At 75.8% G+C, this 22,333-nt stretch carries 19 protein-coding genes, 1 tRNA gene and 2 pseudogenes; 10 read left to right on the forward strand and 12 right to left on the reverse strand.

Annotation, left to right across the window (positions count from 1 at the left end; translation table 11 throughout):
• Positions 1-19 precede the first annotated feature (19 nt).
• Positions 20-859 (reverse strand): siderophore-interacting protein, encoded by an 840-nt coding sequence (locus AC1VL8_RS16350; protein ID WP_483075897.1) that lies wholly within the window; start codon positions 857-859, stop codon positions 20-22.
• Positions 860-918: 59 nt separating this feature from the next.
• Entirely contained in the window at positions 919-2,022 is a 1,104-nt protein-coding gene (locus AC1VL8_RS16355) for a fatty acid desaturase family protein (protein ID WP_483075898.1), read from the reverse strand.
• A 237-nt stretch (positions 2,023-2,259) separates the two neighbouring features.
• Here AC1VL8_RS16355 and AC1VL8_RS16360 point away from each other — a divergent pair, with 237 nt between their 5' ends.
• Complete coding sequence (locus tag AC1VL8_RS16360) at positions 2,260-2,463, forward strand: cold-shock protein (protein ID WP_213283010.1); 204 nt, start codon at positions 2,260-2,262, stop codon at positions 2,461-2,463.
• Positions 2,464-2,550: 87 nt separating this feature from the next.
• Here AC1VL8_RS16360 and AC1VL8_RS16365 read toward each other — a convergent pair whose 3' ends face one another.
• Complete coding sequence (locus tag AC1VL8_RS16365) at positions 2,551-3,564, reverse strand: fatty acid desaturase family protein (protein WP_483075899.1); 1,014 nt, start codon at positions 3,562-3,564, stop codon at positions 2,551-2,553.
• A gap of 402 nt (positions 3,565-3,966) precedes the next feature.
• Here AC1VL8_RS16365 and AC1VL8_RS16370 point away from each other — a divergent pair, with 402 nt between their 5' ends.
• Positions 3,967-5,667 carry a putative PEP-binding protein gene (locus AC1VL8_RS16370; RefSeq protein WP_483075900.1) on the forward strand — a complete coding sequence of 567 codons (1,701 nt, stop codon included), beginning with the start codon at positions 3,967-3,969 and terminating at the stop codon, positions 5,665-5,667.
• A gap of 34 nt (positions 5,668-5,701) precedes the next feature.
• Complete coding sequence (locus tag AC1VL8_RS16375) at positions 5,702-6,550, forward strand: HAD hydrolase family protein (RefSeq protein ID WP_483075901.1); 849 nt, start codon at positions 5,702-5,704, stop codon at positions 6,548-6,550.
• A gap of 10 nt (positions 6,551-6,560) precedes the next feature.
• Here AC1VL8_RS16375 and AC1VL8_RS16380 read toward each other — a convergent pair whose 3' ends face one another.
• Together AC1VL8_RS16380 and AC1VL8_RS16385 are read right to left on the reverse strand one after the other, a co-directional pair.
• Positions 6,561-7,829 carry a chloride channel protein gene (locus AC1VL8_RS16380; protein WP_483075902.1) on the reverse strand — a complete coding sequence of 423 codons (1,269 nt, stop codon included), beginning with the start codon at positions 7,827-7,829 and terminating at the stop codon, positions 6,561-6,563.
• Positions 7,830-7,841: 12 nt separating this feature from the next.
• Positions 7,842-8,219 (reverse strand): PLDc N-terminal domain-containing protein, encoded by a 378-nt coding sequence (locus AC1VL8_RS16385; RefSeq protein WP_483075903.1) that lies wholly within the window; start codon positions 8,217-8,219, stop codon positions 7,842-7,844.
• Between the two features lie 162 nt (positions 8,220-8,381).
• Here AC1VL8_RS16385 and AC1VL8_RS16390 point away from each other — a divergent pair, with 162 nt between their 5' ends.
• The 3 genes from AC1VL8_RS16390 (at position 8,382) to AC1VL8_RS16400 (ending at position 11,012) form a co-directional block, all read left to right on the forward strand.
• Positions 8,382-8,993, forward strand: coding sequence for a hypothetical protein (locus AC1VL8_RS16390; RefSeq protein ID WP_483075904.1), 612 nt, complete (start codon positions 8,382-8,384; stop codon positions 8,991-8,993).
• Positions 8,994-9,075: 82 nt separating this feature from the next.
• On the forward strand, positions 9,076-9,753 hold the full coding sequence (locus AC1VL8_RS16395) for a response regulator transcription factor (RefSeq protein ID WP_483075905.1): 678 nt from the start codon (positions 9,076-9,078) through the stop codon (positions 9,751-9,753).
• Positions 9,750-11,012, forward strand: coding sequence for a sensor histidine kinase (locus AC1VL8_RS16400; protein WP_483075906.1), 1,263 nt, complete (start codon positions 9,750-9,752; stop codon positions 11,010-11,012). The genes AC1VL8_RS16395 and AC1VL8_RS16400 overlap by 4 nt, the downstream gene beginning before the upstream one ends.
• Here AC1VL8_RS16400 and AC1VL8_RS16405 read toward each other — a convergent pair.
• Genes AC1VL8_RS16405 through AC1VL8_RS16415 form a run of 3 tightly spaced genes read right to left on the reverse strand, consistent with a single transcriptional unit; the run spans position 10,957 to position 13,655 of the window.
• Entirely contained in the window at positions 10,957-11,736 is a 780-nt protein-coding gene (locus tag AC1VL8_RS16405; protein WP_483075907.1) for an FAD:protein FMN transferase, read from the reverse strand. The two genes, AC1VL8_RS16400 and AC1VL8_RS16405, sit on opposite strands and share 56 nt — an antisense overlap.
• 3 nt (positions 11,737-11,739) lie before the next feature.
• The gene (locus AC1VL8_RS16410; protein WP_483075908.1) at positions 11,740-12,261 is read right to left on the reverse strand and encodes an FMN-binding protein; all 522 of its coding nucleotides are present in this window, start codon (positions 12,259-12,261) and stop codon (positions 11,740-11,742) included.
• Entirely contained in the window at positions 12,258-13,655 is a 1,398-nt protein-coding gene (locus AC1VL8_RS16415; RefSeq protein WP_483075909.1) for a ferredoxin reductase family protein, read from the reverse strand. Before AC1VL8_RS16415 ends, AC1VL8_RS16410 begins: the two co-directional genes overlap by 4 nt.
• 188 nt (positions 13,656-13,843) lie before the next feature.
• Between AC1VL8_RS16415 and AC1VL8_RS16420 the strand changes: the two genes are divergently transcribed.
• Entirely contained in the window at positions 13,844-14,386 is a 543-nt protein-coding gene (locus tag AC1VL8_RS16420; RefSeq protein WP_483075910.1) for a hypothetical protein, read from the forward strand.
• 23 nt (positions 14,387-14,409) lie between these two features.
• Here the strand turns inward: AC1VL8_RS16420 and AC1VL8_RS16425 are convergent.
• Positions 14,410-14,486: transfer RNA gene (locus AC1VL8_RS16425), tRNA-Val, on the reverse strand.
• Between the two features lie 109 nt (positions 14,487-14,595).
• Between AC1VL8_RS16425 and AC1VL8_RS16430 the strand changes: the two genes are divergently transcribed.
• Positions 14,596-15,882 carry a hypothetical protein gene (locus AC1VL8_RS16430; RefSeq protein ID WP_483075911.1) on the forward strand — a complete coding sequence of 429 codons (1,287 nt, stop codon included), beginning with the start codon at positions 14,596-14,598 and terminating at the stop codon, positions 15,880-15,882.
• Between the two features lie 13 nt (positions 15,883-15,895).
• Here the strand turns inward: AC1VL8_RS16430 and AC1VL8_RS16435 are convergent, their stop codons facing one another.
• Together AC1VL8_RS16435 and AC1VL8_RS16440 are read right to left on the reverse strand one after the other, a co-directional pair.
• Positions 15,896-16,408, reverse strand: a complete 513-nt coding sequence (locus AC1VL8_RS16435) for a redoxin domain-containing protein (protein WP_483075912.1) — start codon at positions 16,406-16,408, stop codon at positions 15,896-15,898.
• 4 nt (positions 16,409-16,412) lie between these two features.
• Positions 16,413-16,832 (reverse strand): DUF3052 domain-containing protein, encoded by a 420-nt coding sequence (locus tag AC1VL8_RS16440; RefSeq protein ID WP_389230160.1) that lies wholly within the window; start codon positions 16,830-16,832, stop codon positions 16,413-16,415.
• Between the two features lie 361 nt (positions 16,833-17,193).
• On the opposite strand from AC1VL8_RS16440, the pseudogene aceE reads away from it, so the two are divergent.
• A pseudogene (aceE, locus tag AC1VL8_RS16445) lies at positions 17,194-19,940 on the forward strand (pyruvate dehydrogenase (acetyl-transferring), homodimeric type).
• Between the two features lie 214 nt (positions 19,941-20,154).
• On the opposite strand, the gene AC1VL8_RS16450 reads toward aceE, so the two are convergent.
• A complete protein-coding gene (locus AC1VL8_RS16450; RefSeq protein WP_389230165.1) occupies positions 20,155-20,835 on the reverse strand; it encodes a hypothetical protein in 681 nt (226 codons plus the stop codon).
• A 113-nt stretch (positions 20,836-20,948) separates the two neighbouring features.
• Here AC1VL8_RS16450 and AC1VL8_RS16455 point away from each other — a divergent pair.
• Positions 20,949-22,291 (forward strand): annotated as a pseudogene (locus AC1VL8_RS16455) (PucR family transcriptional regulator).
• Positions 22,292-22,333 lie beyond the last annotated feature (42 nt).

A 22,333-nucleotide genomic window follows, 5' to 3' on the forward strand; every position in this document is an offset into this window, starting at 1 on the left:
CGGGAGGGGCGGCGCGGCGTCAGGCGGCGGCGCGGGTGCGGGCGGCCTTCCAGTAGCCGCAGAACGCGATGTCCCCCTTCGGCACGCCCGCGGCGACCCAGTGCCGGCGCGCACCGGCGACGAGGGCCTGCTCCCCCACGACCCACGCGGTCACCGGGCCGGCCGGCACGGGCAGCGCCTCGACGACGGCCAGCGCGGCGGGGCCGGCGACGGCGTTCGGGTCGTCGCGGACCACCCAGCGCACGTCGACCCCGGGCGGGCCGGCGAGCTCCTGCCGGTCGTCGGCGTGCGGGACCTCGACGACGGCCGTCCCGCGAGTGCGCACGGGTAGGGACGCCAGCACCCCGGCGACCGCGGGCAGCCCGGTCTCGTCGGCGACCAGCAGCACGTCGTCGTGCGCCGCGGCGGGGTAGGTCGTGCCCTCGTCGAGGACCGCGACCGCGTCCCCGGGCGCGCAGGTCTGCGACCAGGTCGCCGCGGGGCCGGAGGTGCCGTCCGCCACCGAGCCGTGCACCACGAAGTCGACGTCGAGCTCGGGGCCCTGGGGCCCGTCGGGACGGTGGGCGCGCACCGTGTAGTTCCGCAGCACCGGGCGCCGGGTCCGGGCGATCGTCAGGTACCGGAGGTACGCGAGCGTGTCGAGGCGCTGAGGCAGCCGCGCCAGGTCGGCCTCGTCGGCGACGGGGATGAACAGCCGGAACCACTGGTCGAACCCCATCGGGCGGAACCGCGCGATGTCACCGCCGCCGAGGGTCACGCGCACGAACCCGGTGGACAGCCGCTGCGTCCGCAGCACGTGCAGCGTCAGCAGCTCCGACACCTCGGGCTTGCGGCGGGTGCTGTCGTCCTGGCGTGCCACGGGTCCTCCGGCGATCGGTGAGGTGAGCCTTACCTGACCGCCGGACCGTACCAGCCGGGTCACACCCGCCGGAAGCGCCCCACCATCGGGCAGTCGAACGGGTCGCGCGCGGAGAGCCCGACCTCGTTGAGGTACCGCACGACGATCCCGTAGGACCGCAGCAGCGTCGTCTCGGTGTACGGCACGCCGTGCGCCCGGCAGTGGTCGCGGACGATCTCGGCGGCCCGCGCGAGGTGCGGGCGCGGCATGCTCGGGAACAGGTGGTGCTCGACCTGGTAGTTCAGCCCGCCGAGCAGCGTGCTCATCCACGTGCCGCCGAGGATGTTGCGCGACGTCAGCACCTGCTTGGAGAAGAAGTCCAGCCTGCTGTCGGCCGGCACGATCGGCATGCCCTTGTGGTTCGGCGCGAACGACGCCCCCATGTAGACGCCGAACACGGCGAGCTGCACCCCGAGGAACGCGAGCCCGAGCCCCAGCGGCAGGAACCACAGCACCGCCGCGACGTACAGCGACAGGCGCAGCGCGAGCACCACGAGCTCGCGGACCTGCGCGCTGCGGCCGCCGTCGCGGGTCGGGTCGCTCGTCAGCGTCGACCGCACGGACGTGACGTGCAGGTTCAGGCCCTCGAGGAGCAGCAGCGGGAAGAACGCCCAGCCCTGCACCCGCGCGAACGCCGCGCGCAGGCCGGTGCGGGTCGCCGCGGCGTCGGGGTGGAACGCCAGCGCCTCCATGTCGATGTCCGGGTCCTTGCCGACGCGGTTCGGGTTGGCGTGGTGGCGGTTGTGCTTCGACACCCACCAGGAGTGCGACACGCCGACGACGCCGTTCGCGAGCACCCGGCCGAGCCGGTCGTTCGCGGGACCGGTGGCGAGCACCTGGCGGTGCGAGGCCTCGTGCGCGACGAAGGCGAACTGGGTCAGGACGACGCCGAGCCCCGCCGCGACGAGCAGCTGGTACCAGGAGTCCCCGATCGCCACGAACGCGACGACGAGACCGGCCAGCAGCCCCCCGAGGACGACCAGCAGACCGACGTAGAACCGGGGCGTGCGGTCCAGCAGACCCTCGGCGCGCACCTGCGCGGACAGCTCCTGGTACGAGGCGACGACGGCGTTGGGCCGGCGCTGCACGGGGACGTCGTCGGTCACGGCGGGCGTGGTGGTCACAGGCGCTCCGGCGTCAGTGGTGGCGGCCGAGCGGGGGCCCGCTGCGGATGCCGCCACAGTACGGGTCCGGCCGAGCCCCCCGACGGACCCTCTCGCATGTCGGGCCGAAACCGGGCTATCCTGTACGGGTAGTCGCAGTGCTTGAGTCTTCGATCGCCCGTTCGGGCGACGGACGAAACCCCACCGTGAATACCGGTCCTGGGTCGTCTGGGGTCGTACCTACCTGAAGGAGCTCACATGGCTACCGGAACTGTGAAGTGGTTCAACGCTGAGAAGGGCTTCGGCTTCATCGCCCCCGACGGCGACGGCCCGGACGTCTTCGCCCACTACTCGGCGATCACGACGAGCGGCTACCGCTCCCTCGACGAGGGCCAGAAGGTCCAGTTCGAGGTCACGCAGGGCCCCAAGGGCCCGCAGGCGTCGGAGATCACGCCGCTCTGATCTGAGCGCCGTCTTCACAAGAGCCCCCCACGACCGAGGTCGTGGGGGGCTCTTGCGTACCCGTGTGGCCCGGGGGCGGACGCCGGGTCAGACGTTGCGGAACTGCCGGACCATCGGGCAGTCGAACGGGTCGCGCGCCGCGAGGCCGACCTCGTTGAGGTACCGCACGACGATCCGGTACGAGTTCACCAGGGTCGTCTCCGTGTACGGCACGCCGTGCGTGCGGCAGTGGTCCCGGACGATCTCCCGGGCGCGGACCAGGTGCGGGCGCGGCATGCTCGGGAACAGGTGGTGCTCGATCTGGAAGTTCAGGCCGCCCATGAGCAGGCTCATCCACCGGCCGCCGAGGATGTTGCGCGACGTCAGCACCTGCTTGGACAGGAAGTCGATCTTGCTGTCGGCCGGGATGATCTTCATGCCCTTGTGGTTCGGCGCGAACGACGCGCCCATGTAGACGCCGAACACCGCGAGCTGCACCCCGAGGAACGCGAAGCCGAGCCCGAGCGGCAGGAACCACAGCACCACGAACACGTAGACGCTCAGGCGCACGGCCAGGACGGCCAGCTCCAGGACGCGCTCGCGCGTGCGGCCGTCCTTCGGCGCCTCGCGGCCGACGAGCGACCGGATCGACGTGAGGTGCAGGTTCACGCCCTCGAGCAGCAGCAGCGGGAAGAACGCCCAGCCCTGCACCCGGGTCAGCGCGGCCATGAGGCCGGTGCGGGTCGCCGCGGACTCCGGGAGGAACGAGACGGTGTCCATCTCGATGTCCGGGTCCTTGCCGATGCGGTTCGGGTTCGCGTGGTGCCGGCTGTGCTTGGACATCCACCACGAGTGGCTGATCCCGACGACGCCGTTGGCGAGCACCCGCCCGAGCCGGTCGTTCGCGCGCCCGGACCGCAGCACCTGCCGGTGCGACGCCTCGTGGGCGACGAACGCGAACTGCGTGAGCAGCAGACCCAGACCGCCCGCGACCAGCAGCTGGAACCACGAGTCGCCGAGCAGCACGAACCCGGCGACGGCACCGGCCAGCAGCAGGCCCAGCACGACCAGCAGCCCGACGTAGAACCCGTGGGTCCGGTCGAGGAGGCCCTCCTCGCGCACGCTCGCGGAGAAGCTGCTGGTAGCTGCCGGTGGCCGCCTCCTGGCGGGGACGACGGGGGGCGACGGTCGTGGCGCTGGGGGGCACTGGCACGCTCCTGCGGGGAGTCGGTTCGACTTCCCAGCCGGGGTGGTGAGCGGACGCTCGGCCGTGCGGATACCCCTACCCTACGGTGCCGTAGGTCCGGGCGTCGGGTGATCTCACGGACGCGCCCGGCGGCGGCGCCCGAGCCGGGGTTTGACGGGACCCTGCGCCCGCCCGTAGAACTGGTCCTCACCAGGGTTGTCACTGAGCGAGATCAGGCAAGACCTGAGGATCCGGCACGCGCCGGCGCCTCAGGTCTTTTTTGTTGCCCTGGCACGGTCCGCCCACCGTCGGGCGGTCGTCGACGAAGGGAACCTGAGATGTCTCGAGGCACCACGCTGCACGGGATCGGCGTCGGACGCGGCCTGGCGGTCGCCCCGGTCGCCGTCGTCACCCCGCCGCCGGTGGTCCCCGCCGACGAGCCCGCCGCCGCGGACCCCGCCGCGGCCGAGGCCGAGGTGCGCGCGGCGCTGGCGGCGGTCGGCGACGACCTGCGCGCCCGGTCCGCCGCGAGCGGCAACCCCGACCTCGCGCAGATGCTCGCCGCCGCGGCCACGATGGCCGGCGACCCCGCGCTCGCCGCCGAGGCCGTGCGCCTGGTGCACGCGGGCACCGGGCCCGCGACCGCCGTCGACCGGGCCGTCGAGGGGTTCGCCGCGGTGTTCACCGCCGCCGGCGGGGACCTCGCCGAGCGCGCCACCGACCTGCGCAGCGTCCGGCACCGCGTCGTGGCCCGGCTGCTCGGCGTGCCCGCCCCCGGCCTCACGCTGACCGAGCGGGCCGTCGTCGTCGCGGACGACCTGTCCCCCGCCGACACCGCCGCGCTCGACCTCGACCTGGTCGCCGCGATCGTCACGGAGCTCGGCGGCCCGACCAGCCACACCGCGATCGTCGCCGGCCAGCTCGGCCTGCCCTGCGTGGTCCGCGTCGCGGGCGCCGGCACGCTGACCGCCGGCACCCCGGTGCTGGTCGACGCCGCCGCGGGCACCGTCGTGCCGGACCCGTCGCCGGACGCCGTCGCGGAGGTCGACCGGCGCGCCGCGGGCGAGCGCACCATCGCCGCGCTCACGGGTTCGGGCGCCACCGCCGACGGGCACGCCGTCCCGTTGCTCGCGAACGTGGGCACCCCCGCCGACGCGCGCGCCGCCGCCGACGGGACCGAGGGCATCGGCCTGTTCCGCACCGAGGTGCTGTTCCTCGACGCGCGCACCGAGCCGTCCGTCGCCGACCAGACCACCGCCTACGCGGAGGTCGTCGCGGCCTACGCCGGCCGGAAGGTCGTCATCCGCACCCTGGACGCCGGGGCGGACAAGCCCCTGGCGTTCGCGCACCAGTCCGACGAGGAGAACCCCGCCCTCGGCGTGCGCGGCTACCGGCTCGTCCGGTCGCTGCCGGGCATCGTCGAGCGCCAGCTCGAGGCGCTCGGCGCCGCCGTCACCGCGCTGCCGCCCGGGCGTCGCGACGACGTGTGGGTGATGGCCCCGATGATCGCGACCCCCGCGGAGGCGCGCGCGTTCGCGACCGCGGCCCGGGCCGCCGGCATCACCAAGGTCGGCGTCATGGTCGAGGTCCCGGCGGCGGCCCTGCGCGCGGCGGCCGTGCTCGCCGAGGTCGACTTCGTGTCGCTCGGCACCAACGACCTGGCGCAGTACACGATGGCCGCCGACCGGCTGCGCGGCGAGCTCGCCGACCTGCTCGACCCGTGGCAGCCCGCGGTGCTCGACCTGGTCCGCGCCACGGCGTCCGCCGGGGTCGCGACCGGGAAGCCGGTCGGGGTGTGCGGCGAGTCCGCGAACGACCCGCTGATGGCCCTGGTGCTGGCCGGCCTGGGGATCACCAGCCTGTCGATGGCCGCCGTGCGCGTGCCCGCGGTGCGGTACGCACTGCGCGCCCACACCCTCGAGCAGTGCCGGGCGATGGCCGCGGCGGCGCTCGACGCCCCCGACGCCGTCGCCGGACGCGCGGCCGTGCGCGCGCTCGTCGAGCCCGACGTCGCGCAGACCCTGCTGGGCGGGCGGTGAGCACGGGCGCGGGCGGACGTGACAGGCTCGTGCCGTGACGTCCGCTCCCCCGACCACCGCCCGCAAGCTCGTCTTCCTCGACGTCGACGGCACGTTCGCCGACCACGGTGTCGTCCCCGCCGGGCACGTCGCCGCCGTCCGGGCGGCCCGGGCCGCGGGGCACCGGGTGCTGCTGTGCACCGGCCGGCCGACCGCGATGCTGCCCGCACGGATCCTCGAGGCAGGGTTCGACGGGGTGGTCGCCTCGGCGGGCGGGTTCGTCGAGCTCGGCGGCGAGGTGCTCGTGGACACCCGGTTCCCCGAGGAGCTCGCGGCGCGGACGGTCGCGGTGCTCGACGCCCACGACGCCGCGTACGTGCTGGAGGCCCCGGACGCGCTCTACGGCCGTCCGGGCGTCGACCGCCGGCTCACGGAGCTGCTCCGCGGGCACCTGCGCGCGCCGGGCACCCCGGCGGACCGGCCGCTGGACATCCTCGCGGACCTGCGGATGTCCGACGACCTCACCGGGTGCTCCTTCGCGAAGGTCACCTACTTCGCGGCGCGCTCGCCCCGCGAGGTGCTGCTCGCCGAGATCGGGGACGCGGTCGGGATCCTGCCGAGCTCGGTCGCGGCGCGCGGCGACACCGCCGGCGAGATCTACCTGCGCGACGTGCACAAGGCCCGCGGGATCGAGGCGGTCACCGCGCGCCTGGGCGTCGACCGCGCCGACGTGATCGCGTTCGGCGACGGGCTCAACGACCTGGAGATGCTCGCGCACGCGGGCGTCGGCGTGGCCATCGAGGGCGCCGACCCGCGGCTGCTGGCCGTGGCGGACCGCGTCGCCGCGGGCCCGGACCGCGAGGGCCTGGTCGCGGCGTTCGCGGACCTGGGCCTGACGGGCTGACCGCGCGCCGTCAGCGCGCCGCCCGGTCCAGCGCCCGCGCCGCCAGCCACGCCGCCGCCGTCGCGACCGCCGCGGCCGGCAGCGCCTCCAGCCCCGCCCGACCGACGAGCAGCGCCGCGAGCAGCAGCGCCGACAGCGGCAGCCGGGACATCGCCGCCATGCCCGCCGCGGTGCCGATCGCGAGCGCGGCGGTCGGCGGCGTGCCGACGGGCGCGCCGGCCAGCACCGCGAGCCCCACGCCCAGCAGCACCGCCGGGAAGATCGGCCCGCCCCGGAACCCGCCGCCGAGGCTGACGGCGTACGCGAGCGCCTTCGCGGCGAGCAGGACGAGCACGACGGCCACCGACGGCCCCGCCAGCAGCGCGGGCACCGACGCCTGGCCGGAGAACAGCACGTCCTGCGGGTCCGCCCCGAGCACGCCGGCGACCCACGCCAGCAGTCCCACGGCCAGCCCGGACCCGATCAGCAGCGGCGCTGGCCCGACCCGGTTCCGCGCGTCGTCCAGCCGGACGGCACCGCGGTGCACGACCCCGAGCAGCACCGCGGCGCCGGCCCCGACCACCACGGCCACCAGCAGGTCGGCGGGCCGCACGGCGCCGTAGACCGGCAGGTCGGGCACGGTGATCCCCGCGGTCGGGATGCCGGCCCAGTCCCCCACCCCCGTGACCAGCAGGAACGACACCGCCGCCGCCACGAGCGCGGGCAGCAGCACCGCCGGCACCATCGCCGCGCCACCCCCCTCCAGCAGCAGCACGCCCGCGACCAGCGGACCCCCGAACACCGTCGACATCGCCCCCGCGGCGCCCGCGACCCCGAGCCCCTGGCGCGCCGGACCCGCCAGCCGGACCCGGCGCGTCACCCACGTCGCCGTGAGCGAGCCGAGCGCGATCAGCGGCGCCTCCGGCCCGAGGACCGCACCCAACGCCAGGCTCCCACCGGCCGCGAGCGCCACCCCCGCCGCGTGCGACGGCGGCGACGGCGACAGGTCCAGCCCGTGCACGGGCCCGTGCCCGCCGTCACCCGGCAGCGTGCGGGCCGCAGCGACCAGCACCGCGCCGAGCACCGGCAGCCCGACCACCAGGTACCCGGGCGGTGCGTCGGACCCCAGCGCGTCGGGCAGCACGTCCCAGAGCAGGTGCTGCGCCTCGTGCACCGCGCCGAGGAACGCCAGCGCGACGAGGCCCGTCGGCAGCCCGACGAGCGCCGCGAGCAGGGTCAGGCGGGCGACGTCCCGGGTCGTCGCAGCGGCGGGGCCGGTGCCCGCGGGGCTCGTCGGCACGGTCGCCCGCCGTCAGGCGAGGGCCTTGGCCTTGAGGGCCGCGAACTCCCGGGCGTCGATCGCCCCCTGGTCCAGGAGTTCCTTGCCGCGGGCGATCTCGGCCGTCGGCGAGCTGCCCGCGACGTCCCGGATGTACGCGTCCGCCTGGGCGCGCGCCTTCTGGGCGCCCGCGATCTGCCGCTCGGCCATCCCCTTGCCGCGCGCGATCACGTAGACCAGCGCCGTCAGGTACGGCAGCGCGACGAGCGCGAGGACCCACAGGGCCTTCCACCAGCCGCTGAGCTCCCGGTCGCCGAAGAGGTCGCCGAGGATCCGGAACAGCAGGACCAGGTACATCACGAAGACGAACCACCAGAGCATCAACCAGAACCACTGCATGAAGCCGTCCACGGCACTGCCCCTCTCTCGGGCCGGGCGGGTGCACCGGCGAGGCTCTGACCAGCATGGGCGCCCGCGCCGCGCCCTGTCGTCATCCGGTCCGCATGAGCGGGGCCCCGCGCTCCCGGCCGCGCGCCGCCTCAGACCCCCGGTCCTGGCGCCGATCAGGAGGGCATGGAGACGACCGCGCCCCGCACCCCGAGCCCGACCGTCACGCAGCCCGCGACGGCGACGCTCCACCGGTACGCCGGTCTGCGTGCGGACGGCCCGCTGTTCCGCCCGATGGCCGTGCTCGCCGCCGAGCTGCGCGACCGGGGCGTGGTCGTGGTCGCCGAGACCGGCCTGCCGTCGGCCGCACCCCTGGCGGCCCGCTGCCGCGCGGCACTGCGGTCCGACGCCGCGAGCACCGTGCTGCACCTCGCGGCGGCCGGGCCCTGGGGCGCCCGCCCCGACGTGCGCCTCGCCGCCCTGCCGACCCAGCCGGGTCCGGACGACGCCCGCGCGACCGACCGGCTGGCCCCCGGGCTGCTGGTCCTCGGTGGCGCGTGGGCCGACGGCGTCCCCGCCGACCTGTTCGCGCCCGGGACCCTCGTCCTCGGCTCCGACGCCCCGGCGACGAAGCACGAGGTCGCGCGCGTCGTGCGGCCCGTGGTCCTCGCCGGCATCGGACTGCCCGCCGCCGACGCGCTCGAGGCGATGGCGGCCGCGCTCGCCGCGGTGCAGCACGACGACGCGGACGGCGGGTGGGCGCTGCGCACCGTCGCGGAGGCGGGCGCGCGGGGGTGACGGCGCTGGGGTGACGGCGCGGGGTGACAGCACCACGGGCCGGTCGACCGCGGACCTACGATGTCGCCCGGGAGGCGAGGAGATGGAGTCTGCGGACGTCCGTGTGCTGCTGGTCGAGGACGACCGTCAGCTCGCCGCGATGCTCGAGGAGGTCCTGACCGACGAGGGCTACGCCGTGGACGTCGCGCGGGACGGGCAGCGCGGGCTGCACCTCGGCCTGACCCGGACCTACGACCTCGTCGTGCTCGACCGCGGCCTGCCCGCGATCGAGGGCCTCGACCTGCTGGCCCGGCTGCGCGGGCGCGGCGTCACCACGCCGACGCTGGTGCTGTCGGCCCTGGGCAACCCCGCGGACCGGGTCGCGGGGCTCGACGCCGGCGCGGAGGACTACCTGTCCAAGCCGTTCGACCTCGACGAGCTCGCCGCCCGCCTGCGCGCCCTGCGGCGCCGGGCGGCCACCGCGGCACCCTTCGCCGACGCGCTCCGGTTCGGCGACCGGGAGCTCGACGTCCGGGGTCGCCGGGTGACGTCGGCCGGCGGGTCCGCGGTCGACCTGTCCGAGCGGGAGTGCTCGCTGCTCGCGCTGCTCGCCGGTCGACCGCGCCAGGTCTTCTCGCGCGGCGAGATCCTCGCGCGGGTGTTCGACGGCGTGGACGACGAGGGGGTCGTCGACACCTACGTGTACTACCTGCGTCGCAAGCTCGGGCGTGGCGTCGTGTCGACCGTGCGCGGTCTCGGGTACCGGCTCGGTGGCGCGTGAGCCGCACGACGCTGACCGAGGCCGAGCAGCGCCGGCTGCGGCGCACCGCCCGTCGCCTCGGCCTGCAGACGGCGCTGCTCGTCCTCGGGTGCCTGGTGGTCGTCGGCACGCTGGTCGTCCTGGTGGTCATGCAGAGCCAGCGCGAGGCGGGCGCGCACCTGCTCCAGAGCACGGCCCGCTCGGTGGACGACGTCCGGGACGTGCCCGCCGGCGTGTGGGTCGCGCTCGACGGGCCGCGCGGGCTCGAGGTGTCCCCGGGGATGCCCGACGGGCTGCCCGACACCGCCGTGCTGGCCGAGGTCGCCCGCACCGGCGCCGAGCGCTGGACGCGGGAGACGCGGGACGGCGACACGTTCACCGTGCTCACCGCCCGCTCCCGCGCGGGAGCCGTCCAAGTGGTGCTCGACCCGCACGAGTCGCGCGAGGAGGTGCAGCGGCTCGTGACGGCGCTGGTCGCGGGCGGGGGTGCCGGCGTGCTGCTCGCGGGCCTCGGCGGCGCGTGGCTGGGGCGCCGGGCCGTGCGGCCGACGATCGAGGCGCTCGCGCTGCAACGCCGGTTCGTCGCGGACGCGAGCCACGAGCTGCGCACCCCGCTGACCCTGCTGACCACCCGCGCGCAGCTGCTGCGGCGGCACGTGCGTGCCGAACCCGGGCTTCCCGAGGGGTCGCGCCTGCCGGCCGACGTGGACGGGCTGGTCGCGGACGCCGGGGCGCTGACCTCGGTGCTGGAGGACATGCTCGTCGCGGCCGACGCGCGCTCGGCCGACCGCGCGGAGGCGGACGTCGCACTCGTGGCGGCAGGAGTCGTCGAGGCGGCCTCGGCCACCGCGGACGCGCGCGGGCTCGCACTGGTCCTCGACGACGGGCCACCGGTGGTCGCGGACGTCGCGGCGGTGTCGGTGCGGCGGGCGGTCACCGCGCTGGTCGACAACGCGCTCGACCACGCCGCGCGGGAGGTCCGGGTCCAGGTCCGGCGCGACGGCGCGGACGTGCTGGTCGTCGTGGAGGACGACGGTCCCGGGCTCCCGGCCGGCGCCGACCTGTTCGAGCGGTTCGCGTCGCGGCGCGTCGCCCGCCCCGACGACGCGTCCCGGCGCCACTACGGCCTCGGCCTCGCCCTGGTCGCGGAGGTCGCCGCCCAGCACGGCGGGGCGGTCGACGCCGGACCCGCGACCGGGACCGCCACGGGCACGGGGACCGCGGTCAGGCTGCGGCTGCCGGCCCGGGGTCCGGGGCGCCGCCCGACGCCCCGCCGCTGAGCACGGTGCCGCTGACCGCCGTGCCGCGGACCACCCCGCCGTCGGGCCGCACGCCGAACGCCGCCGACGCGCCGTGCGCGAGCGCCCACGCGACGCCCTCCTCGCCCAGCGCCAGGACGCACGTCGCGAGGACGTCGGCCGTCGTCAGGTCGGCCGCGACGACCGTCGCCGCCGCCAGCCCGCGCGCGGGCCGGCCGGTGCGCCCGTCCCACACGTGGTCGCCGCGCTCGTAGGTGCCGGAGGTCGCGACGGCGCCGTCCCGGAGCTCCACGACGGCGACCACCCGCCGCGGGTCGGCAGGGTCGCGCACCCCCGTGCGCCACGGGCGTCCGGGCTCCGGCTCCCCCCGGGTGACGACGTCGCCGCCGGCGTTCAGGCAGAAGCTCGTGCAGCCGGCGGCGACGAGCACGTCCGCGGCGCGCTGCGCGGCCCAGCCCTTCACGACCCCGTTGGTGTCCAGCGACCCGTCCGGCGCGCGCACCGTGAACGCACCGCCGCTGATCCGCTCGGCCCGCTCGGCGATCCGCAGGACCTCCGCCAGGTCCGCGGAGACCGGGCCCGGCTCGCTGCCGTGCCGCCGCACCTCGCTGTCCGGCCGGCACGGGCTGAACCGCTCGTCGGCGCGGCGCAGCACGGCGAACGCCCGCTCGACGTCCGCGGCGTCCCCACCGGCCCGGAGGTCGACCGACACCGGGACCCCCATCACCACCTCGGTCCGGCGCACCGCTCAGCCCACCTGGTCGATCGCGGACTGCACCGACTCCCGGTACCCCGCTGAGGTGTACGTCGCGCCCGAGACGGTGTCGATCTGCGCCGACTGCGCCGCGACGACCTCGTCGGCCAGCACCGGCGTCGCCCGCGCAGAGATCTGCGCGCTCTCGCGGTGCGAGCTCGGCGACTGGAGCGTCTGGACGTCGATGATCTGCGCACCGGTGAACGTCACCTGGACCTGCACCGGCCCGTAGCGGGTCTGCGCGACCGAGCCGACCACGGTCACGCTGCTCGACGTGTCCGAGCCCGCCGCCGGGGTGGCGGTGTCGGTGGGGCTCGCGGCAGCGCCCGGGTCGGTCGCGGTACCGGTGCCGGCGGACGTGCCGGTGCCGGTGCCCGCGGCGGAGGCCGACGTCCCGGTCTCCGCGGCGGTCGGTGCGGCGGCGACGAGCGGCCCGAACCGGGCCAGCGCGACGGTGCCGATCGCGGCGACCGCCCCGGTGTAGACGAGTGTTCCGCGCCAGCGTGCGACGGTCATGACAGGCTCAGCTCCTCGTGGTGGATCGCGCTGCGGGGGACCCCGAGCGCACGGGCCGCCGTGATGACGGCGGACATCAAGCCCTCCGGGCCGCAGACGAAGACGTCCCGTCCGGCGACGTCGGGGACGAGCGCGGCGAGGTGCCGCGGGTCGAGCGGGTCGTGCCCGAGGTCGGCGCGCCGGCCCGGCAGCGGCACGTACCGCAGACCCGGGACGTCGGCGAACTCACGGGCCAGCGCCAGGCCCGCGGTGTCGTGGGCCCGGTGCAGCACGACGACGTCGTGCCCGCAGGCGACGAGCTCCTGCGCGAGCGCGCGTACCGGGCCGATCCCCGCGCCGCCCGCCACCAGCAGCGACCGGGTCGCGGTCGCCCGGTCGGCGGTGAACTGCCCGAACGGGCCCTCGACGACCGCCCGGGTGCCGGGCCGCAGGTGCGCCGCGGCCGCCGAGTGGTCGCCCAGCGCCGCGACCGTCAGCCGCAGGTGCTCGGTCGTCGGGACCATCGACAGGGAGTACGGGTGTGCGGTCCCCCAGTGCCCGCGGGTCAGGAACCGCACGAGCACGAACTGCCCGCCCCGGGCCCCGAGCTCGTCGACGCCCCGCCCGCGCAGCCACACGCTGACCGTGCCGGCGCCCTCGTCGACGACGTGCTCGACGGTGAGCAGCATCCGGCGGTGCGCGAGCAGGGGCAGCACCACCCGCCACGTCACCAGCGCCGCCGCCGTCGCCACGTACAGCCCGATCCAGGTCGCGCGCGCCAGGGGCGAGTCGACGAAGTGCGTCCCGGCGGCAACCTGGTGGCCGAACGTCAGGTAGATGCCGACGTAGACCGACAGGTGCAGGGCGAACCAGACCTCGTACGACAGCACCCGACGCGCGAGCCGGGCGCTCGACAGGCCGACCACCAGGAAGACCCCGGTCCCCACGACGGCGCTGAGCATCTCCGGCTGGGTTGCCACGAGCGACAGGGCCTCGGGCCACAGCGCCTGCCGGTCCAGCAGCGCGCCACCGACGACCATGAGCGCGACGTGGGTGAGCACGAGCAGCACCACCGTGGTCCCCAGCGACCGGTGCCAGCCCACGAGCCGGTCCATCCCGACCGCCCGCTCGAACCACGGCACCCGCCCGATCAGCAGCAGCTGGACGCAGACCAGGTAGGAGCCGAGCAGCCCCACCAGCTCGCCGGCCGCCGTCAGGGCCCCGCCCGGCGTCGCCCCCACGGCGGCCGGGGTGCCCGACCACCAGAACAGCAGCACCGCGAGCGCCCCGCCGACGACGGCGAGCCGGACGACGGCACCGCCACGCGGCCGACGGCGCGGGGCGCGCGCCGGCAGGACCCGGGCCGGGGCGGGGCTCGGCGTCGAGGGTCCGTGGGGCGCGACGAGGATGCTCATGGAGCAGATCGTCGTGGGCGGATCTCGGAGGAGTCTCAGAACGGGACCCCGATCGGACTCCCGCCGCCCCTTCCCGGCGCCACCCGTCCCCGGTGATGATGTCCGCGCACGTCACGGCCCCGCAGGGATCCACCCCCGCTGCGGTGCGCCGCAGGCCCGTCCCACCGCCCGTCAGGAGACCCCGCCCCATGCCGCACGTCACCACCCGGGCCGTCGCCACCGTCGCCCTGCTGAGCACCACCGTCGTCCTCGGCGGGTGCGCCCCCGGGAGCGAGACGGAGAAGCCCGCACCGCCGGCCGCGGGGTCGACGACGGTCGCGACGGCAGCGCCCACGCAGGAGGAGACCCAGGAGCCCGCCCCCGAGCCCGCGCAGCCCCAGGGAGCGGTCGAGGCGTACCTGGCCTGGCTGGCGGCGTCGCGCGTCCCCGACGTCGACGCGGCGTGCGCGGCGCTGTCCCCCGACCTGCAGGCCCGGATGATCGCCGAGCTCAACGCCGGCGGCGCGACGCAGGTCGGCACCTGCGCGGAGATGATCGCGGCGACGGCGGCGCTCTACCAGGCCCTCGGGCAGAGCGCGGACGTCGACGTCGACGTGCAGAGCGAGACCGCGACCGACGCCACGCTGCTCGTGACGTACGTGGACTCGGGCAGCTGCGGCACGGTCGTCATGACCCGCCCCACCACCGAGTGGATCCTCACGGAGCAGTCGCAGGAGTGCGCGGCGTCATGACGCCGGGTGCGCGGGGGTGGTCGTGGTGGGCCCGGCCGGTCTCGAACCGACGACCTCCGCGGTGTAAGCGCGGCGCTCTGACCAACTGAGCTACAGGCCCCACGCGCCGGGCACGTCAGCCGTGCGGCGCGGTGCATCAGCCTACCGGTGCGCGTCCGCCCGCTGGTCCGCGCTGGTCACGTGCGCCTCCCGTGCCGGAGGATCCCTGCGTGACCACCACCTCGTCCGCCAGCACCCCGCCCGCGCCGACGCACCCCGCCCTGGTCGCCGGCCTGCGCCCCGTCGACCGGCGCGCGGCCCACCCGGCCGACCCGGCCGACCTCCGCACGCTGCCGCACGACGAGGCCGTCGCCGCCCTGCGCGCCCGCGCGACGACGTGGACCCTGCGGGAGGCCGCCGACGCCTGGGTGGCGGGCCTGTGGTCCGCGCCGTTCGGCTGGCGCGGCGCCCTGACGGGCGTCGTCCTCGGGCAGGCGGTCCCGGTGCACGACGCGGACCGGTACACGGGCTCGGCGGACACCTGCCGGGTCTGCGGGCACCGGGAGGCGCACCCGGTGGACGTCGCGGACGCGCGGTGGTCCTGGCACACCCAGGGCGCGCCGATCGACGGGGACGTCACCGGGCACGCGCTGCTGCTGGAGCACCTGGCGGGCCACCCGCGCCCGGAGCCCACCGAGTACGACGCCTGGGCCCTGCGCGCGGTGCTGACCGTGCTGCGCACCCTGCCGGACCGGACCCGGCCGTCCAAGGCCCGCGACGCGCTGAAGGCCGCGAGGCTGCTGCCCGCGTCGACGGCGTGGCCCTCCCAGTCGGTGCTGGAGGAGCTGGCGCTGGTCGGGGTCGTCGCGACCGCGGAGCGACCCGGCATGGTCGAGCGCTGGACGACGTACGCCGAGCGGGACCAGCGGCCGAGCGTGCGCGTCGAGGTGCAGGCGCCGCTGGCGTGGTGGAGCTCGGACCGCGGCCTGCGCGAGGGCGTGGTCGAGCAGGTGTTCGGGCACCTCGGGACGCAGCCGGTGGACCTCGACGGCCCGCGGCCGACGCCGGTCCCGGCGCGCACGGCCACGGCGAGCGTGGCGATCCCGGCGCTGATCCGCGCCGGCACCACGCCCGGCCCGCGGCTGCCCGCGCACGTCGGCGACGGCCAGGCCGAGGCCGGTGACGTGTGGGCGGTCCGGATCGACGACGACCGCTGGGTCACCGTCTACGTCCACGGTGAGGCCATGACGGAGCCCCGCCGCTACGTGCTGGTCGAGTACCTGGCCGGCGTGCACCCGGGGCTCCCGGCGGCGGACGCGGTCGGCACCGCCGTGCAGCCGCGCCGCGACGGGCGCTCGACGTTCCGGGTGCACTCGCTGGAGAAGCTGGCCCGCGCCCGCCGGATCGCGCGCGGCGTGCCGGTGCCGTCGGCCACGGAGCCGCTGCCGGACCGCTCGCCCGTGGGCGGGGCGAAGGACCTGCGGACGATGGTCGACTGGTTCTTCCCGAGGCCCTGACGGCGACGCGGGCTCAGAGCGCGGCGACCGCGTCCCGGTACGCCGCGAACGGGCGCGCCCGCCCCGCCGGGTGGATCAACGACCACCGCACGGTGCCGTCGGTCCCGATCAGGAACGAGCCGCGCCGCGCGTACCCGTCCACCTCGTCGAGCACGCCGAACGCCCGCGCGGCCGCGCCGTGCGGCCAGAAGTCCGACAGCAGCCCGAAGGTGTAGCCGTCCTGCCCGGCCCAGGCGCGCAGCGCGGGCGCGGGGTCGCAGGACGCCGCGAGCACGCGGACGCCGCCGAGCTCATCCAGCCCGGCCTGCAGCGCGGTCAGCTCGGCCGTGCAGGTCCGCGAGAACGCGAACGGCACGAACACCAGCAGCGTCGGGCGCGCGGACGAGCCGCCGACCGTGACCGGCGTGCCGTGCGTGTCCGGCAGCGTCACCACCGGCGCGGCAGCGCCGACCCGGAGCGGCACGGCCGCGCCCACCCCGGGCGGCGCGCCGCCACCCACCCCGGGCGGCGCGCCCGGGTCCGTCATGGCGTCAGCGGCCGCGGCCGCGGCTGCCGAGGCGCGTCGCCGACCAGTCGCCCGCGATCGAGAACGTGCTCGTCGCGTGCAGGCCGGCGGTCGTCGCGGCCTCCTCGATGTCGTCGTGCCCGACGTGCCCGTCGCGGCCCGGCTTCGGGGTGAGGACCCAGATCTGCCCGCCGTCGTCCAGGACCGTCATCGCGTCCATGAGGGTGTCGGCGAGGTCGCCGTCCTCGTCACGGAACCAGATGACGACACCGTCCACGACGTCGTCGTAATCCTCGTCGACGAGCTCGGTGCCGGTGAGGGCCTCCACACCGGACCGGAGGTCCGCGTCGGTGTCGTCGTCGTACCCGAACTCCTGGACCACCTGCCCCGAGGTGAACCCGAGACGGCCCGCGCCCTGAGGTGCGTCGCCCGTGCTGGATGCCACGTCCCGACCTGTTCCTTCCGTCCGGGCCACCGCACCCTCGGCGGCGGCCTGTCGTCGATCACCGAACGGTAGCCCACCGCACCCCCGCCGCGCGTGGCAAGTGCCGCGTGGCGCGCGCCGGAGGTGCGCGGACCCCCCTGACGTGCCCGGACGTGACCGCGGACACCCCCGGAACAGGGTGATTGTCACGGACGTCACGCATCCCACGTCACGGACGGGGAGACTTTCGCCCTCCGGACGGCGGACAATGGTCCTACTACCCGCATGTGGCGAGCGCACCGGAACGTGGCGCGCCCACCCGGCGGGCCGAGACCGCACCGGGGCCGACCGGCCCCGCCGCGTGGAGAGGCGAGGAGCACTGGTGGCTTCGAAGGACGAGCGGGGACCGCTCATCAACGGTCTGCTGAGCCAGGTACCGGACGTCGACCCGGAGGAGACCTCCGAGTGGGTCGAGTCCATCGAGGGGCTCATCGACGACAAGGGCGGCCCGCGGGCCCGCTACGTGCTGCTGAGCATGCTCAAGCGCGCGCGGGAGCGGAACGTGGCCGTCCCGGCCGACCTGAACACGCCGTACGTGAACACCATCGGCGTGCACGACGAGCCGTACTTCCCCGGTGACGAGGTGCTGGAGCGTCGCTACCGGTCCTGGAACCGGTGGAACGCTGCGGTCATGGTGACCCGCGCGCAGCGCCCCGGCGTGGGCGTCGGCGGGCACATCTCGTCGTACGCGTCCGTGGCGACGCTGACCGAGGTCGGCCTCAACCACTTCTTCCGCGGCAAGGACCACCCCGGCGGCGGCGACCAGGTCTACTTCCAGGGCCACGCCTCCCCCGGCGTCTACGCCCGCGCCTACCTCGAGGGCCGCCTGACCGAGCACCAGCTCGACGGGTTCCGCCAGGAGGTCTCGCACCCGGGCGGCGGCCTGCCGTCGTACCCGCACCCGCGCCTCGCGCCCGACCTGTGGGAGTTCCCCACGGTGTCGATGGGCCTCGGCCCGGCGTCCGCGATCTACCAGGCGTGGACCAACAAGTACCTGCACCTGCGCGGCATCAAGGACACCAGCCAGCAGGACGTCTGGGCGTTCCTCGGCGACGGCGAGATGGACGAGCCCGAGTCGCGCGGCATGCTGCAGCACGCCGCCCAGCAGGGCCTCGACAACCTGACCTTCGTGGTGAACTGCAACCTGCAGCGCCTCGACGGCCCGGTCCGCGGCAACGGCAAGATCATCCAGGAGCCTCGAGGCGCAGTTCCGCGGCGCCGGCTGGAACGTCATCAAGGTCGTCTGGGGCCGCGAGTGGGACACCCTGCTCAACGCCGACAAGGACCGCGCCCTGGTGCACCTGATGAACACCACGCCCGACGGCGACTTCCAGACGTACCGCGCCGAGAACGGCGCGTTCATCCGGGAGAACTTCTTCGGTCGCGACCCGCGCACCAAGCAGCTCGTCGAGAAGATGACCGACGACGAGATCTGGGCGCTCAAGCGCGGCGGCCACGACTACCGCAAGATCTTCGCGGCGTACAAGGCGGCCCGGGAGCACACCGGCCAGCCGACCGTCATCCTCGCGCACACCATCAAGGGCTACGGCCTGGGCTCCGGCTTCGCCGGGCGCAACGCCACGCACCAGATGAAGAAGCTCAAGAGCGCCGAGCTCAAGACGCTGCGCGACTCGCTGCACATCCCGATCACGGACGAGCAGATCGACGAGAACCCGTATCTGCCGCCGTACTACCACCCCGGCCAGGACGACCCGGCGATCCAGTACCTGCAGGAGCGTCGTCGTGCGCTCGGCGGCTACGTGCCCGAGCGCCGGACCGTGCACACCCCGGTCACCCTGCCGGAGGACAAGGTCTACGACCTGCTGAAGAAGGGCTCCGGCACGCAGGAGGTCGCCACCACGATGGCGCTCGTGCGGCTGTTCAAGGACCTCGTCAAGGACAAGGAGATCGGCAAGCGCCTCGTCCCGATCATCCCCGACGAGGCCCGCACGTTCGGCCTGGACTCGATCTTCCCGAGCGCGAAGATCTTCAACACCAACGGCCAGAACTACCTCGCCGTCGACCGCGACCTCATGCTCTCCTACAAGGAGTCCGAGGCCGGCCAGATCATGCACACCGGCATCAACGAGGCCGGGTCGGCCGCCGCGTTCCAGGCGGTCGGCACGTCCTACGCCACGCACGGCGAGCCGCTGATCCCGTTCTACTTCTACTACTCGATGTTCGGGTTCCAGCGGACGGCCGACCAGTTCTGGGCGGCCGGCGACCAGATGACCCGCGGGTTCCTGATCGGTGCCACCGCGGGCCGCACCACGCTGACCGGCGAGGGCCTGCAGCACGCCGACGGCCACTCCCCGCTCATCGCCGGGATCATGCCGCACGTCGTGCACTACGACCCGGCCTACGGGTACGAGATCCGGCACATCGTCAAGGACGGCCTGACCCGGATGTACGGCGACGACGGGCGCGACCCCGACGTCATCTACTACCTCACCGTCTACAACGAGCCGATCGTCCAGCCGGCCGAGCCGGAGGACGTGGACGTCGAGGGCATCCTCAAGGGCATCTACTCGCTCAAGCCCGCCGGTGAGGGCGAGGGCCCGCAGGCCCAGATCCTCGCGTCCGGCGTGGCGGTGCCGTGGGCGCTCGAGGCCCAGCAGCTGCTGGCCGACGACTGGGGCGTCCGCGCGGGCGTCTGGTCGGTCACGAGCTGGAACGAGCTCCGTCGCGACGCGCTCGCGGCCGAGGAGCACGCGTTCCTGCACCCGGGCGAGGAGGAGCGGGTCCCGTACATCACGGCGAAGCTTCCAGGGCGCCGAGGGCCCGTTCGTCGCGACGACGGACTACGACCACCTCGTCACCGACCAGGTGCGCCAGTGGATCCCCGGCACGTACGCGACGCTCGGTGCCGACGGGTTCGGGTTCTCCGACACCCGCGCCGCCGCGCGCCGGCACTTCAAGATCGACGGCCCGTCGACCGTGGTCCGCGTCCTGCAGCAGCTCGCCCGCGAGGGCAAGATCGCGAAGGACGCCCCCGCGCAGGCCATCGAGCGGTACCGGCTGCACGACGTGACCGCCGGCACATCCGGCAACGCGGGCGGCGACAGCTGACCGGCTGAGGCCGCACGACGAACGGGCCCCGCACCTCCTCGAGAGGTGCGGGGCCCGTCGGCGTCCGGTCCTGTGCGGCCCCGCGACGGCGGACTCGACCCCGAGACAGGGCCGCCGCGCCGAGACAGGACCGTCTCGGGTCCTGTCTCGGCGCGCGGGTCCTACGTCGGCGGGGCTCGGCGCGCGGGAGCAGGCCGAGGGCGTGCGCGCGGAGTCAGGCGCCGGCGGTGCGCTCCGCCTGCTCGACCAGCCGGGCGAGCTCGCGGCGCATCTGCGCGATGGCGTCCTGCTTCGGGTACAGCTCCAGGCTCGCGAGGTGCTGCTTGGCGTCCATCGGGCGTCCGGCGTCGACCGCGGCGAGCACGAGCTCGCGCCCGACCTCGGGGTCGTGGTCGCGGGGGTGCCAGTGGCCGGTGCCGAGCCCGAGGGCCTCCACGGGCAGCCCGGCCTCGCGCAGCAGCCGCAGGCCGGCGACGAGCGCCTGGCCGGACGGGTCGCGCTCAGCGGCCGTGGTGAGCCGGCGGACGGTGCCCTCGAGGTCGTCGCGCACGGACAGCCGCGCGACCTCGACCAGGGGGTACCAGGCCCGCGGGTTGCCGGCGAGCTCCTCGCCCAGCGACCAGACGGCCAGGTCGGCGGCACGCTGCCGCTCGGCGTCGTCCGCGTCCGCGGTGAGCGGGTCGTCGTCGGAGCCGGTCGCCGCGTGGCGACGGACCAGCTCGGCGAGCGCCGCGAAGGCACGCTCGTCGTTGGGGTCGTCGCCGAGGCGGGACCGGAGGGCGTCCTCCTGGGGGACGTCGCCGTGCCGCGTCGCGGCGGACGGTCGGCGGGCGCCGACCTTCGACGACGGCACAGGTCTGCCCAGGAGGCGGCGCAGTCGGGGCAGCAGAGCCATGACGGCGACACTATCCGCTGCGCCCGTTCCGCACTGCTCGAACGGGCGCAGCGGCGCGATCCACCCCACGGGACCTTTGTCGGTTCCCCACAACGTCGCTCTATGCTCGCCCCATGCCGCAGACCCGTGCCGCCCTCGACGCCGCCGCGCCGGACCCCGAGGGCACCGCACCCGCCGCCCCGCACGAGGAGCCGGCCGCCCCGCCGGAGTCGCCCGCCGCTCCGCAGGAGGCGCCCGCCGCCCCGCACGAGGCCCTGTCCCCCGCGCGCACCCGCACCCGCGCCGGGCGGATCGCCACCGCCCCGGACGCGAGCAACGGCGAGACGCTGCGCCGTGTCCGCGAGGGGAGCGGGGTGCTGGCGGCGGCCGCGATGCGGCGGCTCGACGAGGACCTCGACTGGTACCGGGCCCTGCCGGCGGACGACCGGTCCTGGGTCGGGCTCGTCGCGCAGGCCGGCATCACCGCGTTCGTCACGTGGTTCGCGGACCCGTCGAAGCCGCCGCACGGCGTCGGGGAGATCTTCGCGACCGCTCCCCCCAGCTGACCCGGTCGATCTCGCTCCAGCACACCCTGCAGCTGGTCCGCGTCGTGGTGGACGTGGTCGAGGCGCACAGCGACCGGCTGGCGGCGCCCGGCGGCGAGCGCGACCTGCTGGAGGCGGTGCTGCGGTACTCCCGCGAGGTCGCGTTCTCGGCGGCAGAGGTGTACGCCCGGGCCGCCGAGGTCCGCGGCGCGTGGGACGCCCGGCTGGAGGCGCTGGTCGTGGACGCGCTGCTGCGCGGCGACGTGGACGACTCGCTGCGCTCCCGGGTCGCCGCGCTGGGGTGGAGCGGCCGGGGCAGCACCCTGGTCGTCGTGGGCACGACGGCCTCGCCGCTGGACGACGTCCGCACCTCGGACCTGCGCCGCGCGACCCGGCGCGCCGCGGACGACGCCCTGGTGGGCATCCAGGGCGACCGGCTCGTGGTGTTCCTCGGCGGCACCGGCGACCTGCGGGCGGCCGCGGCGACGCTGCTGCCCCGGTTCGGGCCCGGGCCGGTCGTCCTCGGCCCCACGGGGCAGGACCTCGCGGAGGCCGCGCAGTCGGCGAAGGCCGCGCTCGCCGGTCTGGTGGCGGTGTCCGCCTGGCCGCAGGCGCCCCGGCCGGTGCTGGCCGACGACCTGCTGCCCGAGCGGGTGCTGGTCGGCGACACCAGCGCCCGCGCGGTGCTGGTCGCCCAGGCGTACGTGCCGCTGCTGGCCAGCACGGGCAGCCTCCTCGAGACCCTGACCGCCTACCTGGCGGCGGGTCGGAGCCTCGAGGCCGCCGCACGCACGCTCTACGTGCACCCGAACACCGTGCGGTACCGCCTGCGCCGGGTCGCGGAGGTCACCGGCTGGGACCCGCTCGACCCCCGCGAGGCGTACGTGCTGCAGCAGGCGCTGGCGGTCGGCCGCCTGGACCACCCCGCCTGAGCGCGCCGCCCGACCCCGCCGCCGTGCCGGCCCGGGGGTTGT

The organism is Cellulomonas sp. KU4C (genome assembly GCF_056868065.1).